At 72.0% G+C, this 17,284-nt stretch carries 10 protein-coding genes; 4 read left to right on the plus strand and 6 right to left on the minus strand.

The features are described 5' to 3' along the window. Nucleotides 1–70: 70 nt before the first annotated feature. Together AWX74_RS10410 and AWX74_RS10415 are read right to left on the minus strand one after the other, a co-directional pair. Nucleotides 71–2,851, minus strand: coding sequence for a bifunctional acetate--CoA ligase family protein/GNAT family N-acetyltransferase (locus AWX74_RS10410; protein ID WP_091274289.1), 2,781 nt, complete (start codon nucleotides 2,849–2,851; stop codon nucleotides 71–73). Then, the gene (locus AWX74_RS10415) at nucleotides 2,848–4,149 is read right to left on the minus strand and encodes an acetoin utilization protein AcuC (protein ID WP_091274680.1); all 1,302 of its coding nucleotides are present in this window, start codon (nucleotides 4,147–4,149) and stop codon (nucleotides 2,848–2,850) included. Before AWX74_RS10415 ends, AWX74_RS10410 begins: the two co-directional genes overlap by 4 nt. A 200-nt stretch (nucleotides 4,150–4,349) precedes the next feature. Between AWX74_RS10415 and AWX74_RS10420 the strand changes: the two genes are divergently transcribed. Next, entirely contained in the window at nucleotides 4,350–5,996 is a 1,647-nt protein-coding gene (locus AWX74_RS10420; protein WP_311984600.1) for an AMP-binding protein, read from the plus strand. A 221-nt stretch (nucleotides 5,997–6,217) separates the two neighbouring features. Here AWX74_RS10420 and AWX74_RS10425 read toward each other — a convergent pair whose 3' ends face one another. Continuing rightward, nucleotides 6,218–7,495: a sigma-70 family RNA polymerase sigma factor gene (locus AWX74_RS10425; RefSeq protein WP_091274294.1), complete on the minus strand. Its 1,278-nt coding sequence runs from the start codon at nucleotides 7,493–7,495 to the stop codon at nucleotides 6,218–6,220. A gap of 990 nt (nucleotides 7,496–8,485) precedes the next feature. Here AWX74_RS10425 and AWX74_RS10430 point away from each other — a divergent pair. Next, the gene (locus AWX74_RS10430) at nucleotides 8,486–10,183 is read left to right on the plus strand and encodes an amylo-alpha-1,6-glucosidase (RefSeq protein WP_242666170.1); all 1,698 of its coding nucleotides are present in this window, start codon (nucleotides 8,486–8,488) and stop codon (nucleotides 10,181–10,183) included. A 539-nt stretch (nucleotides 10,184–10,722) separates the two neighbouring features. On the opposite strand, the gene AWX74_RS10435 is transcribed toward AWX74_RS10430, so the two are convergent. The 3 genes from AWX74_RS10435 to AWX74_RS10445 form a co-directional block, all read right to left on the minus strand. Further along, complete coding sequence (locus AWX74_RS10435; RefSeq protein ID WP_091274302.1) at nucleotides 10,723–13,728, minus strand: vitamin B12-dependent ribonucleotide reductase; 3,006 nt, start codon at nucleotides 13,726–13,728, stop codon at nucleotides 10,723–10,725. 497 nt (nucleotides 13,729–14,225) lie between these two features. After that, nucleotides 14,226–14,876 (minus strand): transcriptional regulator NrdR, encoded by a 651-nt coding sequence (gene nrdR / locus AWX74_RS10440; protein WP_226932923.1) that lies wholly within the window; start codon nucleotides 14,874–14,876, stop codon nucleotides 14,226–14,228. 232 nt (nucleotides 14,877–15,108) lie between these two features. After that, nucleotides 15,109–15,360 carry a LysM peptidoglycan-binding domain-containing protein gene (locus AWX74_RS10445; protein WP_091274309.1) on the minus strand — a complete coding sequence of 84 codons (252 nt, stop codon included), beginning with the start codon at nucleotides 15,358–15,360 and terminating at the stop codon, nucleotides 15,109–15,111. 333 nt (nucleotides 15,361–15,693) lie between these two features. Between AWX74_RS10445 and AWX74_RS10450 the strand changes: the two genes are divergently transcribed. Both AWX74_RS10450 and lexA read left to right on the plus strand, forming a co-directional pair. Then, nucleotides 15,694–16,338: a hypothetical protein gene (locus AWX74_RS10450; protein ID WP_091274312.1), complete on the plus strand. Its 645-nt coding sequence runs from the start codon at nucleotides 15,694–15,696 to the stop codon at nucleotides 16,336–16,338. 109 nt (nucleotides 16,339–16,447) lie between these two features. Next, nucleotides 16,448–17,197: a transcriptional repressor LexA gene (lexA, locus tag AWX74_RS10455; protein WP_054564940.1), complete on the plus strand. Its 750-nt coding sequence runs from the start codon at nucleotides 16,448–16,450 to the stop codon at nucleotides 17,195–17,197. Nucleotides 17,198–17,284 lie beyond the last annotated feature (87 nt).

A 17,284-nucleotide genomic window follows, 5' to 3' on the forward strand; every position in this document is an offset into this window, starting at 1 on the left:
ACGGCGTCACGGCCGCCCGTCTCAGGGCCGTCGGACGGCCGGCCTGTTGGCTGGGCAGGGTACGGCGTGGTCATGGCAGACGATTGTGGACGGTGGGGACACGTTGTGCCGAACCGGGCTGTGTGTCGGCCTCCGCGACACGCGCCGTGGCACCCGCCGCGGAACCCGCCGGCTCGCCCTGGGAACCCGCCCGCCAGAAGCGACGCGGGCCCGCGTCGGCACGCGGGATCGGCGGGGCGAGAACGACCTCCGCGGAGAGCACGCTGACCCCGTCCGCCGAGACGATCACGGGCTCCAGGGCCAGGCGCCGCACCGCGCCGGTCTCGTCCACCAGGCGCGCCAGCCGCAGCAGCAGGTCCTCCAGCGCGGCGACGTCGACGGGGGCGGCGCCGCGGTAGCCGAAGAGCAACGGTGCCGCCTTCACGGACCGGACCAGCCGCGCGGCGTCGGCGTCGGCCAGCGGGAGGATGTGGTGCACCCGGTCGCCGAGCAGCTCCGTCGCCGCGCCCGCCAGCCCGAAGGACACCAACGGACCGAAGCGGGGGTTCTCCTCGGCGCCGAGGACCACCGCCACCCCGGTCGGCACCATCCGCTGCACGACGATCGGGCCGTCCGGCCCGACGCGCTCCACCAGTGACCGCCAGGCCGTCCGCAGCACCGCCGGGTCCGCCAGGTCGAGGCGCTGCCCACCCAGCTCCGGCCGGTGCCGATAGCGGCTCGCGCGGGCCTTGAGCGCCACCGGCCAGCCGAACAGCTCGGCCGCCTCCACCGCCTCGTCCGCGTTCCGGACGACCTGGCTGGGAACGACGTCGATGCCGTAGCAGTCGAGGAGCTCACTCGCGGCGCCGGCGGTGAGCCGGCCGGTCACACCGTCGGTCAGTCGCCGGGCCTCGTCGCGCCGAACCGGCGTGGTGGGGATGGTCCCCGCTGGCAGGGCACGCCAGTCGGCGTAGGCGACCGCTCCGCGCAACGCTCCGACCGCGGCCTCGGGCGAGAAGTAGACCGGGAGCCCGGACAGCTCCGGTGGCACCCGCGTGCCCCGGACGGTGGCGAGGACGGGCACGCTGACGGCCCTCGCCGCGGCGGCGGCACCGAGAGCCGCCGGAGCCGGGTCCGGGTCCGGGTTCAGGTCCGAGTTCGGGCCCGGCAGCGACGTGGGCAGCCGGACCGCGACGGTGATCAGCGCATCCGTCCGGGAGGCGGCGGAGACCAGCGCGGCCCGGAAGGCCTCGGTGCTGCTGCCGGCCGGCAGCAGCACCTCCTCGACCGCGAGCCCCGCCGCGTCCGCCGCCCGGGCGGTGAACCGGACCAGAGCCCGTGAGTCACCGACGACCGCCACCCGGTTGCCCGCCGGCAGCGGGCAGGTGGCGAGCAGCAGCGCGACGTCCAGCCCCTGGGAGACCCGGTCGACGCCGATCACCCCGGCCTGGCGCAGCAGCGCCTCGTCCAACGGTGTCCGTTCGGAGAGGACGACGACCACCGGGGTGTCACGGCCCAGCCAGCGGGCCAGCCGGGCGAACTTGCGCGGGTTGCCGAAGGTCTCCAGATGCATGAGGGCGACACCGGTCGACGTGTCCGCCTTCCAGAACTGGAGCAGGTCGTTACCGCTGACGTCGGCGCGGTCACCCGCCGAGACGAAGACCGAGAAGCCCAGCCCGCGCGCGGCCGCCGCCTCCAGCAGCGCGCCACCGAGCGGGCCGGACTGGGAGTAGCAGCCGATGCGTCCGGGGGCGGGCAGTTGGTTCACCAGCGAGGCGTTCAGGCCGGCGGCGACGTTCTGCAGGCCCAGGCTCGCCGGGCCGACCACCCGCATGCCGCGGGCGCGGGCGTCGGAGGCGAGCCGGGCGTCGGCCTCGTCATCGCGCTGGTCGGTCATGACCACAAGGCCGCGCACACCGTGGCGGCCGCAGGAGGCGACCACGCCGGGGATCTCGCCCGGCGGCACGCACAGCACCGCCAGATCGACCGGTGGCGGCGTGTCCTCGACCGACGCGTACGCCCGCACCGAGGCGACGGCGCCGCCGGTGGCCGCCGCCACGGGGTTCACCGGGTAGACCGGGCCGTCGAACCCGCCCGCCAGCAGGTTGCGCAGGACGATGTTGCCGAGCGATTCCCGGTCGCGGCCGGCTCCGATCACCGCCACCGCCCGTGGGTGCAGCAGCCGGTGCACGGACGCGGCCTCGGCCCGGTGCTCCCTGGCTCGCATCACATCGACGGAGCGGGTGGTGGGCGCGATGTCGAACGACAGGTGGGCGGCCCCGGACTCCCAGGCGCGCGACACCGTGTAGCCGGCGTCCAGGAAAACCCTGATCATCTGCTGGTTCTCGCTGAGCACGTCGGCGTCGAAGCGCCGCACCCCCCGCTCGGCCGCGGCGGCGGCCAGGTGCTCGAGCAGCACGGAGCCGATCCCGCGGCCCTGCTGGGCGTCCTCGACCAGGAACGCGACCTCCGCCTCGGGGGTGGGCCCGGCGTCCGGTGACTGCCCGCGCTCCCAGTGCGCGAGCCCGACGAGCTCACCACCGATCAGTGCCACCAGCGCGCCGCGGACCCGCTGGTCGACGTTGGTCGTCCGGGCGATGTCGGCGTCGCTGAGGCCGCGGCGGACGTTGAAGTACCGGAAGTAGATCGTCCGGGTCGACAGCCGGGACCAGAACGGCCGCAGCAGCTCCCCGTCCGCCGGCCGGATCGGACGGATGTGCGCCGTGCCACCGTCCGAGAGGATGACGTCGGCCTCCCAGTGGGCCGGATAGTCGTGCGACTGCGACTGCGACTGCGACTGCGGTGCTGGCTGCGGCTGCGGCTGCGGTGATGGCTGCGGTGGCGGCCCCGCGGCGGGCGGCGCGGCGCTCAACGGTCCCGGAGCGGGTCGAGGCCGTGCAGGGGCAGCACCATGTTGCGGGTCGCGGCCACCGCCCGGTCGAGCGGATCGTCCTGGTCGCCGGTGCCGGCGTCCCACGGGTGATAGCGCGTCGACGCGCCGTCGCCGAAGGTGGACGGCATGCCGGCGGCGCCGACCGAGGTGTGGCCGGTCGCCGCCCGCACCCTGGCCGGAGCCGCGGCGACCCATTCCTCGGGCAGCGCGCGGGCCCCGTCCAGGGTGGTGTGCGAGGCGATCGCCAGCAGCTGGGTCCAGGCCCGGGGAACCACGGCGTCCAGGGCGTAGCCACCACCGCCGCAGGCCACCCAGCGGCCCTCGCAGACCTCGTGGGCCAGGGCGTGCAGCGCCTCGTAGGAGGCACGCTGCCCGTCCAGGGACAGCCGCAGGTCGGCGAGCGGGTCGAGCAGGTGCGTGTCGCACCCGTGCTGGGTGACCAGAACCTGCGGCCGGAACGCGCGCAGCAGGACGGGCACCACCCCGGAGAACGCCCGCAGCCAGCCGGCGTCACCCGTGGCCGGCGGCAGTGCGACGTTGACCGCGGTGCCCTCGGCGCTGCCCTCACCGACCTCCCGGGGGAAGCCGGTCCCGGGGAACAGCGACATTCCGCTCTGGTGCAGCGAGATGGTCAGCACCCGCGGATCGTCGTAGAACGCGGCCTGCACCCCGTCACCGTGGTGGACGTCGATGTCGACGTAGGCGACCCGGGTGGCACCGGCCGCCAGCAGCCAGGCGATCGCGATCGCCGGATCGTTGTAGACGCAGAACCCACTCGCCGCACCGCGCATCGCGTGGTGCAGGCCGCCCGCGAGGGACACCGCATGGCGGTGGGTGCCCTCCCACACCGCCCGCGCCGCGGCCAGCGTGCCGCCGGTGATGAGGGCGGAGGCGGCGTGCATCCGGTCGAAGACAGGATTGTCCGCGGTGCCGAGCCCGTATCTCGCCGCCAGCAGGCTGCCCGCCGCCGAGCCCGGCGAGGCCGCGCGGACCGCGCCCACGTAGTCGGGGTCGTGTACCAGTTCGATCAGCTCGTCGGCGGCCATGCCGGCGGCGGCGACGGTGAGCCCGGGCGCCTCCAGCAGGCCGGCCGCGGTGGCCAGCTCCATGGTCAGCGCCAGCCGGACCGGATGCAGCGGATGGGCCGGGCCGAAGTTGTAGTCGAGCATCCCCGGGTCCCAGACCACGAGGGTGCCGTCGCCCGGGCCGCCATCCCCGGCGGCCCGATCAGCCTCCGAGGACCCGACCGACCACGACTGCACTGGCTGGACGTTCACGGACCCGCTCACACGACAAGACGGTAACTCCCGTGGCTCTCCGGCACGACCGCTCGTCGACTCGCGGGCGATTGACCGGCGAGGACACGTTAGGGTCAGATCACGTGGCGGGAGATGAAAGTCCAGTAGACGACGAATCGCGCGATCAGTCGCCCGCGGGTACGGGCCACTTCGCGGCCACCGGCTCGGGAACGTCACGCGTGGCGTCGTCACGCGCCGCACCGTCACGCACGCCGGTGGGAACCGTGCTGTGGGAGCCGTCGGCCCAGCGCGTCGCGGAGGCATCCGTCACCCGCTTCCAGGACTGGCTCGCACAGGACCACGGCGTGTCCTTCGCCGAGCGGACCGGGCTCGCCCGCTGGTCGGTCACCCAACCGGGCCCTTTCTGGGACGCGGTCTGGGAGTTCTGCGCCGTCGAGGGCGACCGCGGCGACGGCCCGGCACTGACCGGCACCGGGCTGGCCGATGCCCGCTGGTTCACCTCCGCACGCGTCAACTACGCCGAGAACGCGCTCAGCCGCCGCGGCCCCGCACCCGCGATCATCGCCGTCCGTGAGGACGGCGTGACCACCGTCGTCAGCTGGGACGAGCTTCGACGGCAGGTCGCACGGGCCGCCGCCGGCCTGCGCCGCCTCGGTGTCGGCCCCGGAGACAGGGTCGCCGCGGTGCTGCCCAGCGGCGCGCAGGCCGTGGTCGCGATGCTGGCGTCCGCGAGCCTCGGCGCGGTGTGGGCCTGCGGCCCGCCCGAGCTCGGCCTGGCGGACATCGCCGACCGTTTCGCCCCCATCACGCCGAAGGTGCTGATCGGCGTCGACGGGTACACCCGCGAGGGCCAGGTTTTCGACTCGGTGCAGTCGCTGGCCGACCTGGCCCGCCGCCTGCCCAATCTGGCCGCGACGGTGGTGGTTCCCTACCTCGCGGCCGATGCCCTGACCCGGGCGGCGCAGGCGCGGACCCCGGCCCTGACCTCCTGGGACGACCTGCTCGCCGCGACGGAGGACCTGGCCTGGGCCCGGCTCCCGTTTGACGCGCCGCTATGGATCCAGTTCAGCTCCCCGGACACCGGCGTGGCGAAGCCCGTCGTCCACGGGCACGGCGGGATCCTCTTGGAGCATCTGAAATCGCTGGTGCTCCACCTGGATCTCGGGCCGGACGACCGCTTCTGCTGGCTGGCCACCACCGGCGAGGCCACGTGGAACCTCCTGGTCTCCGGCCTGCTCACCGGGTCGGCGATCGTCCTGTACGACGGCAGCCCGGCCCGGCCGGACCTGTCGATCCTGTGGCGGCTCGCGGAGGCGGTCGAGGTGACCTGCCTGGGCCTGCCCGCCTCGTTCGTCGAGGCGTGCCACGGCTCGGGGCTGGTGCCGGCGAGCGTCGCCGATCTCTCACTGCTGCGCACCGTGGCGGCTTTCGGATCGCCGTTCACGCCGGACGCGGCCGCGTGGGTCTACGAGACGGTGAGCCCGTCGGTCGCCTTCAGCGCCATGAGTGGCGGTGGCGACCTCGGCGCGCCCACGATCGCGGCGCTGCCCACCGCGCCGGTGCGGGCCGGTGAGGCCGGCGCGGCGCTGGGCTGCGCCGTCGCCGTGGTCGACCCGGCCGGCTACCCGGCCAGGGGCCCGGCGGACGTCGACGGTGAGCTGGTCGTGACCATGCCGATGCCGTCGATGCCACTGTTCGTCTGGGGCGATCCAGCTGGATCGTGGCTCTTCCAGACCCGGCTGGCACGTTTCCCCGGCTGGTGGTCGCAGAACGAGTACGCGCGCCTGACACCGTCGGGGGCCTTCGCCGTGGGCAACGTCCTGTACCCGACGCTCCTGCCATCCGGCGTCCGCGCAGGCTACTGACACGCCGGCCGCTGGGGCCGCCCGCTGACGGGCTGGCGTCTCGCCGGCCCGGTTTCGACAGGCCGGCTTCCAATAGGAAAAGCCGGATCCTCATGGCGAGGATCCGGCTTCCGACCACCCGTACCGGAGCGAGGACGGCTGCCCCTGCTCCGGGCTGTGCTACGGGCGCCGGCCCGCGTTGCCGGCGCCCATCAGACGACCTCGGCCCAGCCGCCCGCTCGTCAGTCGAGGAACTCGCGCAGCCTCCCGGCCACGGCGGGCTTACGCAGCTCGCGCAGCGTGTCCCGCTCGATCTGGCGAATGCGCTCACGAGTGAGCCCGAGCCGGTTGCCGACCTCGGCGAGCGTGTGCTGCTTTCCGTCGGCGAGACCGAAACGCAGCCGCATGACCTCGCGCTCACGAGGGTTCAGCGCGCCGAGGACGTTGTCGATCTCGTCCTGCATGGCGCCGTAGGACGCAGCGTCGGCCGGCGACGTCGCATCCGAGTCCTCGATGAAGTCGCCGAGCACGGAGTCGCCGTCGTCACCGACGGACGTCTCCAGGCTCACCGTGTCCTGCGCGTAACGGCGCAGCTCGACGACCTGCTCGATCGGCATGTCCAGCTCGAACGCGAGCTCCTCGTCCGTCGGCTCACGGCCGAGGGTCGAGACGAGCTGGCGCTGCAGCCGGGTGATCTTGTTGATCTGCTCGACCACGTGAACCGGGATGCGGATCGTTCGGGCCTGGTCGGCCAGCGCGCGGCCGATGGCCTGGCGGATCCACCAGGTCGCGTAGGTCGAGAACTTGTAGCCCTTCGCGTAGTCGAACTTCTCGACCGCGCGGATGAGGCCCAGGTTGCCCTCCTGGACGAGGTCCAGCAGGGTCATGCCGCGGCCGCTGTACTTCTTCGCCACCGACACCACGAGGCGCAGGTTGGCGGAGACCAGCTGCTGCTTGGCGGCCTGGCCGTCCTTGACGAGCAGGCCCAGGTCACGGCGGAGGTCCTCAGCGAGGTCCTCACCGGTCTCCAGCTTGTGCTCGGCGAACAGCCCCGCCTCGACGCGCTTGGAGAGCTCGACCTCCTGAGCGGCGTTGAGCAGCGGAACCTTGCCGATCTCGCGCAGGTACATGCGGACGAGGTCCGCCGTACCGGCGTGGTCGGCGACGGTCCGGCCAGGCGTGGTGGCGCCGGCCGGGGCGCGCTCGCTTTCCTCTTCCTCTTCGACGAGGTCGATTCCAGCGGCGCCGAGACGGGCGATCAGCGCGGGCAGCAGCTCGACGCCGATATCAGCGGCCTCAAGGGCCTCGCGAAGCTCGGCACGGCTGAGCTCCCCGGTCTCGCGACCACGGGCGATGAGCTCGGCGACAGCGGAGACGTCGAGCTCATCGAGCTCATCGGGGACCGCGGCGAGCGTGCGGCTTGGAGCGTTACGGACAGGAGAAGCGGAGCGACGGGGGCGCCGCGGACGCGGGCGTGACTCGTCGGTGCGCTCGGCTAGTTCCAGGGCAGGCAGCGTCATCAGTGGCAGATCCGATGGTCGGTGCGGGTGGGTCGTCTACTTCCTTGCACGTGGAGGTAACGACCGAAGAGGCGCAACCATTCCCGTGCAGGCACAGCCGGACGTCAGCGATCGCCGGGCCTACAGAGAAGTGTAGACCCCTGCCTTCGGGACGCTGAACCCGCTGTCGCGAAGACTACCTGGCAGATCGCGCGGTGTGGTGAGAACGAGCAACTATCTCGGCGGCTTCCACGGTCAGTCCTCGACTGTCAGTGACAGTTCACAACGCAGCGTTGCCGTAACACCACTTTCGGGAGTTCGATCCAGAGATCGGCGTCACCTTCCGCGCGCCGCGGCGAGGGTCCACCACGCACGCCCTCCGCCAGCGAACACCATCCAACCAGCTGCGCCGATGCCACAGAGAGACGATCAGGCCACCGACAGACCGACTCCGTACCCCCATGAGCGCCACTTCACCCGTCCGGAGCGCCGCCGCCGGCGAGAGACGGATCACATCCGAACCACACGGCCGCCGGCACGACGTGAGCCGATCCACGGACAACCAGCCCGCCGCGCCGGCGGATGTATTCCGGGTAACGACTCGCGACGCTCACGGACCGCATCAACCCCCACCTCGCCGCGCCACCGAACCGCGACTTCTTCGCCCACACGGCGGAGTCGGCGCGCACCAGCCGGCCAGAGGCGGACCCCGACGTAGATCTTCCCGCAGCAAGACCGATGATCACTCTCGGTAACAACTCATGGTGCGCGCCCCCGCCGCGGGGCGAGCCCTCACCGCGCCGGGCACCTCGGCCACCCACGCCACCCCCACACCCACCACAGGAGCCCCGAACCTGGCGTTTTTGCTGATTCACCGGCGAACGACGCGCTCGATGCAACGCTTCGGTAGCCCCTGCGCAACCTTCTTCCACCACCCCTGGCCGCGCCGGGGACCCCCACCAGACGAGCACGGGGTGTAACCGCTACTCTCTCACGATGTCGGTTTCCCCGATGCCCGCGCACTCCTCGTCCAGCCCGATCACGCCGGCCTCCGCGCGCGGCGCCTCCCCTGCCGCGGCGCCGCCGGAGACGCCGACCGGCCGTGCCGCCGACCACCCCACGGTGGGATCGGCAGGCCCCAACCGGCCACTGGCGGACCCCGCCGGCAGCGGTGAGGTGCCCGCCATCGACGTCCCCCGCCCGGCCGGCCCGGCCGACCCGGTCGATGTGATGCCCACCACTGTCGAGGTCGCCGGGTCCCGCGCCGGCACAACGGTGCCCGCGGCACCGTCAGCCTCCGCCACGCCGCCGGCACCACCCGTGCCGTCGCCAGCCGGCGAGATTCCGCTGCCGGCCGACCTCGCCGCGTTGCGCGAGACGGCCGTCGGCGTCCTGCGCGCGAACGACCTCGGTGACATCACCCGCCCGTCGCCGACCCTCTACCCACACCAGTGGCTGTGGGACAGCTGCTTCATCGCCATCGGGCTGCGCCACCTCGACCCCGCGCGCGCCGCGGCCGAACTGCTCTCCCTGCTGCGGGGCCAGTGGCCGGGCGGCATGATCCCGCACGTGATCTTCGCGGAGACGACCGACTACTACCATGCGGGCCCGCAGCGGTGGCGCTGCGACCGCGTGTGCACCACCGCGGGCGGGGTCCAGTCGACCGGGGTCACCCAGCCACCCATGATCGCCGAGGCGGCCGTCCGGGTCGGGGAGGCCATGACCCGCGACGAGCGGGTCGACTTCTACCGGCGCCTGGCACCCGGGCTGATCCGGTTCCACGAGTGGCTCTACCGCGAGCGCGACCCCGACGACAGCGGGCTGGTCGCGCTGGTCCACTCCTGGGAGTCGGGCATGGACAACACCCCGACCTGGATGGAGATGACCAAGCCGGTCGCCCCGCGCACCGTGCGGGCGCTGCGCCGGATCAACGGCGACGACGCGCTCGACGCGCTGCGCCGTGACTCCAAGGAGGTGCCGCCGGACGAGCGGCTGACCTCCGCGGACCTGTTCACGCTGTACCGGATCGTCCGCGAGCTGCGCCGCAGCCGCTACGACTTTCGCACCATCCGAGACACCTTCGTCCCACTGGTTCAGGACGTCGCCTTCAATGCGATCCTGATCCGCGCGAACGAGCACCTCGTGACGATCGCCGACGAGGCGGGCATCCCCATCCCCCGCTGGCTCTCCCGGTCGATGCGGCGCAGCCGCGCGGCGATGAGTGAGCTGTGGTCGGACGGTCTCTACTTCAGCCGGGACTTCCGCACCGGCGAGCTCCTGCACCACCCCACCATCGCGAGCTTCCTGCCGCTCTACGCCGGTGTCGTCCCGGACGACCAGGTCGACGGTCTGGTGAAGACCCTCCTGTCGCCGCGGTACTGGGCGAGGTACGGCATCGCCAGCGTCCCCACCGACGACCCGGCCTTCCTGCCCCGCTGCTACTGGCAGGGCCCCGTCTGGGTCAACATGAACTGGCTGATCGCCGACGGGCTCGACCGCTACGGCCGCCGGGAGGCCGCCGACGCGATCCGCGCGAACACCGTCGAGGTGATCCGCGCGTCCGGATCGATGTTCGAGTACTACTCGCCGCTGGACGGCTCCGGCGCCGGCAGCAACCGCTTCTCCTGGACGTCGGCCCTGCTCATCGACATCCTCGCCACCCACCCACAGGTGGCCCTGACCAGGGCGGACAACACGACGAATCCGTGAAGGAAGCCCGCGGAATCCGTGACAGAAGTGCCGCGGATTCCGCGGCCGGAGGCCCGACAGATTCGTAGCGGAGAGCTCGTAGCAGAATCCCTGAGAGGCGGCGGATCCGGGCACCGCCATGGGCTTGGCGGAGCCGTGCCGACGGAGGGCGAACCGCACCGCACGGCCACCCATCGAAGATCCCGAACCTCCCGCGCAGCGCCCGGCAATTCATCTCGAAATGGATAAAAAGGGCACGGGCCCACCTGGGAACCCGCAAGAGTGAAGGATTTTGGTCGTGGGAACAACCAGAATCCTTCACTCTTGCGACTCGTCAAAGCGGGCTGGCGGGTTCCCGGAGGTTCGGCCACGTTCGGCCGGCGATCTTGATCGGCGCCAGTCCGTGACAGGCTCAGGAACGACAAAGATCCTTACTTCTCGCGACTCGCCAAAACCCTCGGGACGGATCTGAAGTCTCGGGCAGGGTGGGGGCAGCGAGGCGGACTCGCTCGCCACCCCCACCCTGCCGCACTGGTGCCCTGCCGCACCAGCGCTCGGTGTCAGCTGCAGCCGCTGGTGGAGCCGCACTGCTCGCAGACGTAGCAGCTGCCGGCCGGGCGCATGTTCACCCCGCAGGTGAAGCACAGCGGGGCGTCGACGGCGGTCTGCGCGGTGAGCGAGCCGCCCGGCATGGCCACGCGGAGCTCACGCGCCACCAGCTCCGGACCTGCACCCGCGGCCGGGCCGCTGAGGCCGCCCACTCCGGCCGACGGGGCCGCCCCGTTACGTGCGGCGCGATCGGCGCCACCGGTGCCGGCGCCGGCACCGGTGGCGGCCGTTGCGTCACCCTCCACCGGCGCGGACGTCCGCAGCGCCTCGATGTCGACCTCGGGTTCCGCCGGGCCGGCCGCCGGGCCACCGGACTGCTCGGACAGCTTCCTGGTCCGCTCGGATGCGGAGAGGATGCCGAGTTCCTCGCGCTGTTCCTCGGTCAGGTAGTCCAGCGCCAGCCGGCGGAACAGGTAGTCCATGATCGACTGGGCGATGCGCACGTCCGGGTCGTCGGTCATGCCGGCGGGGTCGAAGCGCATGTTGATGAACTTGCTGACGTAGGCCTCCAGCGGGACGCCGTACTGCAGCGCGATGGAGATCGCGATGGAGAAGGCGTCCATCACGCCGGCGAGCGTCGAGCCCTGCTTCGACATCTTGATGAAGACCTCGCCGAGGCCGTCATCCGGGTACGACCCGGCGGTCATGTAGCCCTCGGCACCGCCGACGGTGAACGAGACGGTCTGCGACGGGCGCTTCTTGGGCAGCCGCCGCCGGACCGGGCGGTGTTCCCCGGGGCCGGCGGGCCACTGCGGGAGCCCGGCCGCGGTGACCCCGGCGGTGGCCGCGGCTGCGGCACCCGCGAGCGCGGCGTCGGCGGCGGCGGCCGCCTCGGCGTCCCGCTTCGCGCCCTTCACATCGGTCAGCGGCTGGCCGACCTTGCAGTTGTCCCGGTAGATCGCCAGCGCCTTGAGCCCGAGCCGCCAGCCTTCGAGGTAGATCTCCTCGACGTCGGCGACCGTGGCAGTGGACGGCATGTTCACCGTCTTGGAGATCGCACCGGACAGGAACGGCTGGACCGCCGCCATCATCCGGACATGCCCCATCGGGCTGATCGCGCGGTCACCGATCGCGCAGTCGAAGACCTCGTAGTGCTCCTGGCGCAGGCCGGGGGCGTCGACGACATGGCCGTGCTCGGCGATGAACTCGACGATCGCCTCGGTCGTCTCCTCCGGGTAGCCCAGCGCCCGCAGGGCCGCCGGCACCGTCTGGTTCACGATCTTCATGCTGGCGCCGCCGACCAGCTTCTTCATCTTCACCAGGGCCAGGTCGGGCTCGATCCCGGTGGTGTCGCAGTCCATCGCCAGCCCGATGGTCCCGGTCGGGGCGAGCAGGCTGACCTGCGCGTTGCGCCAGCCGCTCTTCTCCCCCACCGACAGCGCCCGCTCCCACTCCTTTGAGGCGGCCGCGATCAGCCGGGCGTCCTCGGCGTGGACGGTGCGGACGGCGTCGTTCGCCGCCGCGTGCTTGCGCACGACGCGGCGGTGCGCGTCGGCGTTGCGGGCGAAGCCGTCGTACGCGCCGACCGTGCCGGCGAGCTCCGCCGAGCGGCGGTAGGCCGTCGCCGTCATCAGCGAGGTGATCGCCGCGGCGAGCGAGCGCCCGCCCTCGGAGTCGTACGCCCGGGCGCTCGCCATGAGCAGCGCGCCCAGGTTGGCGTAGCCGATGCCGAGCTGGCGGTAGGCCCGGGTCACCGTGGTGATCTCGGGGGTCGGGAAGTCCGCGAAGCAGATCGAGATGTCCATCGCGGTGATGATCAGCTCGACCGACGCGACGAACGCCTCGGCGTCGAAGGTGCGATCCGGCCGCAGGAACTTCATCAGGTTCAGCGACGCCAGGTTGCAGCTGGAGTTGTCCAGGTGGACGTACTCCGAGCACGGGTTCGACGCGGAGATCCGCCCGGACTCCGGGCAGGTGTGCCAGTCGTTGATCGTCCCGTCGTACTGGATGCCCGGGTCGGCGCATTCCCAGGCCGCCTGGGCGATCGTGGTGAACAGCCCCTTGGCGTCCACCGACTCGATCACCCGGTTGTCCAGCCGGGCGCGCAGGTCGAAGGACGTCCCGTCGACGACGGCCCGCATGAACTCGTCGTTTACCCGGACCGAGTTGTTGGCGTTCTGGTACTGCACCGAGGCGATGTCACGGCCGCCGAGATCCATGTCGAACCCGGCGTCACGCAGGGCACGGATCTTGTCTTCTTCCCGTGCCTTCGTCTCCACGAACTCGACGATGTCGGGGTGGTCGACGTCGAGCACGACCATCTTCGCGGCACGGCGGGTCGCGCCGCCCGACTTGATGGTGCCCGCCGAGGCGTCGGCGCCACGCATGAAGCTGACCGGGCCGGACGCCGTTCCGCCGGAGGAGAGCAGTTCCTTCGACGACCGGATCCGGGAGAGGTTCAGGCCGGCACCGGACCCGCCCTTGAAGATCAGCCCCTCCTCCCGGTACCAGTTGAGAATCGACTCCATGGTGTCGTCGACGGCGAGGATGAAGCAGGCCGAGACCTGCTGGGGCGCCGAGGTCCCGACGTTGAACCAGACCGGGGAGTTGAAGCTGAAAACCTGGTGCAGCAGCATCCAGGTGAGCTCGTGCTCGAAGGCCTCGGCGTCGTCCTCGGAGACGAAGTAGCCGTTCTCGCGGCCGGCCACTGTGTAGCGGTGCACGACCCGGTCGATGAGCTGGCGCAGCGACGACTCGCGCTCGGCCGAGCCGAGCGCGCCGCGGAAGTACTTGCTGGCAACGATGTTGGAGGCGTTCACCGACCAGGCGGCCGGGAACTCCACCCCGCGCTGCTCGAAGTTGACTGAACCGTCACGCCAGTTCGTCATGACGACGTCCCGGGTCTCCCACTCCACCTCGTCGTAGGGGTGGACGCCGGGCGTGGTTCGAACCCGCCGGATCTTCAGGCCAGCCACCTTCGCGGCCGATCTGCTGCCCTTGCCGCGGGTCTCGGTCATGGCACTCCTCGTGTTCGCTTTCGACAGGTTCAACAATGGCGGCCGGAGTTACCTGCCCGATGAGCCCGGTCCACGCCGGGCTCGGCGCTCGCCGGGCAGGTGGCCCCGCCGTTGGATGGCACGCCGAAATGACCGGATCAGCCTCGTTGCCGATCGGTCCGACGTGCTTTGGGATCTGTGGCAGCGCAGGCGACCACGCCGTCGGTGCGCGATGCGGTGACGGCTGTGGTGGCGCAGGCGACCGCCGAATGCAGTGGTTCGTGGCGGTGGTGGAGCGACGTGGCGCGGCGGTCAGGGCGCGATCATGATGCTGTGGTCAGTCGCGGTGGTCGGGCCGCGGTGGTTCAGCGCGGTGCGGTTGCCGGTGCGGTTGTCAGTGATACGCCCGGTGCCGGGAATGCCCCGACTTCCCGGGCCGCCCCACACCCGACCCGGCCTGGCCGAGGCCGCACCCGGCCTGGCTCAGGGTCCGCGGCGGCTCAGGGGCCTGCGGCGGCTCAGGGGCCCGCGGCCGCGCGCAGGCCCGGCGCGGCGGCGAGGTGCGGCCCGCGGGTGAGCCCGGCGGCGCCCAGCTCCGGGCCGGCGGCCCGGGACGACTCCGCCAGCGGGGCGCCTGCGGCCTCGGAGCTCTGCCCCGCGTCGGCACGAAGCGCCGCGATCGCCACCTCGAAGTCGGCGAGTGACTCGAAGGCCAGATAGACGGAGGCGAACCGAAGGTAGGCGACCTCGTCCAGCTCCCGGAGCGGGCCGAGTATCGCCCGGCCGACGTCCTCGGCAGCCACCTCCGCGGAGCCGGAGGAACGCACCGTCTCCTCGACCCGCTCGGCCAGCAGCGCGAGATCGTCCGACCGGACCGGGCGCCCCTGGCAGGCCTTGCGCACGCCCACGATCACCTTGGCCCGGCTGAACGGCTCGGTGGCACCGCTACGCTTGCGCACCCGCAACGAAGCTTCCTCCATCGTCGTGAACCGGCGCCCACACTCCGAGCACGCTCTGCGCCGCCGGATCGCGGCGCCTTCCTCGGCCTCCCTGCTGTCGACGACACGGCTGTCGGAATGGCGGCAGAAGGGACAGCGCACGGCACACTCCTCTCCGCTCCGGGCGGCTTGGCTGCCACACGCGGAGCACGCCCCAGCAGGTGCCCACATGCCACCGGCCGACCACCCTCCGGGGGTGGCCAACTGACAACCTGTGGATATCGATGCACAACCTGTGGATGACTTACGGTGCTGTAACTACAAGATGTTGTGTTCACCGTAGCGCACGCACCCGACAGGTCCGACACCGCCCCTCCCCCTCCGGCGTGTCGCTGCCGCGGGGCCGCCGCCACCTGATCGGCAGCCGATCCCGCCCGGTGGCCGGCCGTCGGGCGGGCCACCGTCAGGGCAGGCAGAGCGGCTGGCCGGGAACGAGATCCGCGGTGGGCAGATCGTTCAGGGACATGAGCCGACGAACAACCGCACGGGTGTCGGCCTCGGGGTCGATCCCGCGCGCCACCTCCCAGAGCGTCTCGCCCTGGCGCACCACGTGGACCTGACAGTCCACCGGGGTGGCCGTGAACGCCTGCGACGCGGTGACCAACGCCAGCGAGAGCACCAGCGCACCGGACAGGCACGCGAGCGCCGCGAACACGAGCCTGCCCCGCCGGGTCAGCCTCAGCGGCGGCTGTCGCCGCGGGCGGCGTCGCGAGCCCGGACGGAGCCGTTGCGCGCCCGGGGGCTGGGCTCGCGAGCTCGGGGACGAGCTGCGCCGCAGACTCAGCCACCGGCGCCGTGGTCTCGTCCGTAGCCTCTGGCCACCGGGCGGCGGCAACGCGTACCCGACGGCGCGGGCACGCCATTCCAGCCCGGGCATCTCGATGACCTGGGCCTCGCCGCAGTCGACCGCCGCCGAGGACGGCTGTGCGCCGCACGGGCCCGCCGCAGGTGAAGGACCACTGCCGAGACAACGAGAAGGGGCCGAGCGATGCGCCGGCCGCCGATCACCACCACGCACGGCCCTGCCCCGCACCGCCTGGCCGCGCACCACGACCCCGCTGACCGCCGCACCACGGCGAGCACGAGGACGCGGACGCGCGCGACCACCATGGCCGCCCCCCGCCGGCGCACCTCCTCCGACGGCCGCGGACCGCCGCGCCGCGCCGACGCGGAACGCCCGACACCTAGGACCGGCTCCCCCGCCGAGCGCCCGGTCGCCATCCGCGATGTCGACATCGCCAGCAGCCACGCCAACGTCGCCAGCGGCCGGCCGAAGGTCACGGTCGGCCGCATCGACATCGACAATGGCGATATCGACAATGGCAACGTCGGTCACGTCGGCATCAGCCAGACCGGCGCGGGAAAGATCAGGGTCGGCCGGATCAGCGTTGGCCAGATCAGGGTCGGCCATGTCAACCTCCCAGGCGCGAGCATCCGCCCGCTCGAACACCTGAGCGATTCTTACACGGCCGCCACGCACACTTCCCCCGACACGCTCGAACAGACGTTTGAGATTCGGCGACCGGCCGACTACCGTCAAGGACGATCAGTTGTGGACGATCGTGCGAGAAGAAGCGAGCACGGAGAATCCACCCGAACCGGTCAGAAGCTACTAATAGGACAAAGTGGTTGATCGACCGGGTGGCCCGCCGGCTGCGGAACCGCCGAGCCACCGGTCGCGGAGAAGCCGGTAGCGGGCGAAGCCCCGCCGCCGGATGCATCGACAGGGAGAGCGGTAGGCGATGACCAGCCAGGCACGGGGTACCCGCCGAGGCGACGCCCGCGGCAATGTCCGGGATCTTCCCGACAGCCCCGCGGACGCCTCAGGCCTCACGCAACGACAGAAGGGGATTCTCGAGGTCATCCGCGCCGCGGTGGAGCAGCGCGGCTATCCGCCGAGCGTCCGCGAGATCGGCGAGGCTGTCGGTCTGACCAGCACCAGCAGCGTCGCGCACCAACTCAAGGTGCTCCAGGAGAAGGGCTTCCTGCGGCGCGACCCGAACCGGCCGCGGGCCATGGAAGTGCTGCCGATCGGCGGCCAGAAGGCGGGCGCCCGGCTGCGCTCCGCCGGCGCCACGCCGGCGGAGGTGGGTGGTGCCGTCGCGGCCGAGGGCGGCACTCCGACCTACGTGCCCCTCATCGGGCGAATCGCGGCCGGTGGGCCGATCCTCGCCGAGCAGGCCGTCGAGGACGTCTACCCGCTCCCGCGGGAGATCGTCGGTGAGGGCACGCTGTTCCTGCTCAAGGTGGTCGGGCAGTCGATGATCAATGCCGCGATCTGCGATGGTGACTACGTCGTCGTCCGCCAGCAGCCGGTCGCCGACAACGGCGAGATCGTCGCGGCCATGATCGACGGCGAGGCGACAGTCAAGCGCTTCCGCCAGCGCGACGGCCGGGTGTGGCTGGCGCCGGAGAACCCCGCGTTCTCCGACATCCCGGCCGAGGACGCGACCATCCTCGGCCGGATCGTCGCCGTGATGCGCCGGGTCTGACCCGAACGCGACCCCAGGGGGCGCTGGCCCCCTGGGGAAGAGCCGGCCACCGAGCCAGCCGCCATGCCGAGCCAGGCGGCCCCTGGC

This window comes from Parafrankia irregularis, from assembly GCF_001536285.1.
Lineage (GTDB): Bacteria > Actinomycetota > Actinomycetes > Frankiales > Frankiaceae > Parafrankia > Parafrankia irregularis.

Coding starts and splice junctions, on each gene's coding strand:
- AWX74_RS10425 (WP_091274294.1), bottom strand. CDS start 7,495: ATGACGCTGCCTGCCCTGGAACTAGCCGAGCGCACCGACGAGTCACGC.
- AWX74_RS10430 (WP_242666170.1), top strand. CDS start 8,486: ATGCCCGCGCACTCCTCGTCCAGCCCGATCACGCCGGCCTCCGCGCGC.
- AWX74_RS10435 (WP_091274302.1), bottom strand. CDS start 13,728: ATGACCGAGACCCGCGGCAAGGGCAGCAGATCGGCCGCGAAGGTGGCT.
- nrdR (WP_226932923.1), bottom strand. CDS start 14,876: ATGTGGGCACCTGCTGGGGCGTGCTCCGCGTGTGGCAGCCAAGCCGCC.
- AWX74_RS10450 (WP_091274312.1), top strand. CDS start 15,694: ATGCGCCGGCCGCCGATCACCACCACGCACGGCCCTGCCCCGCACCGC.
- lexA (WP_054564940.1), top strand. CDS start 16,448: ATGACCAGCCAGGCACGGGGTACCCGCCGAGGCGACGCCCGCGGCAAT.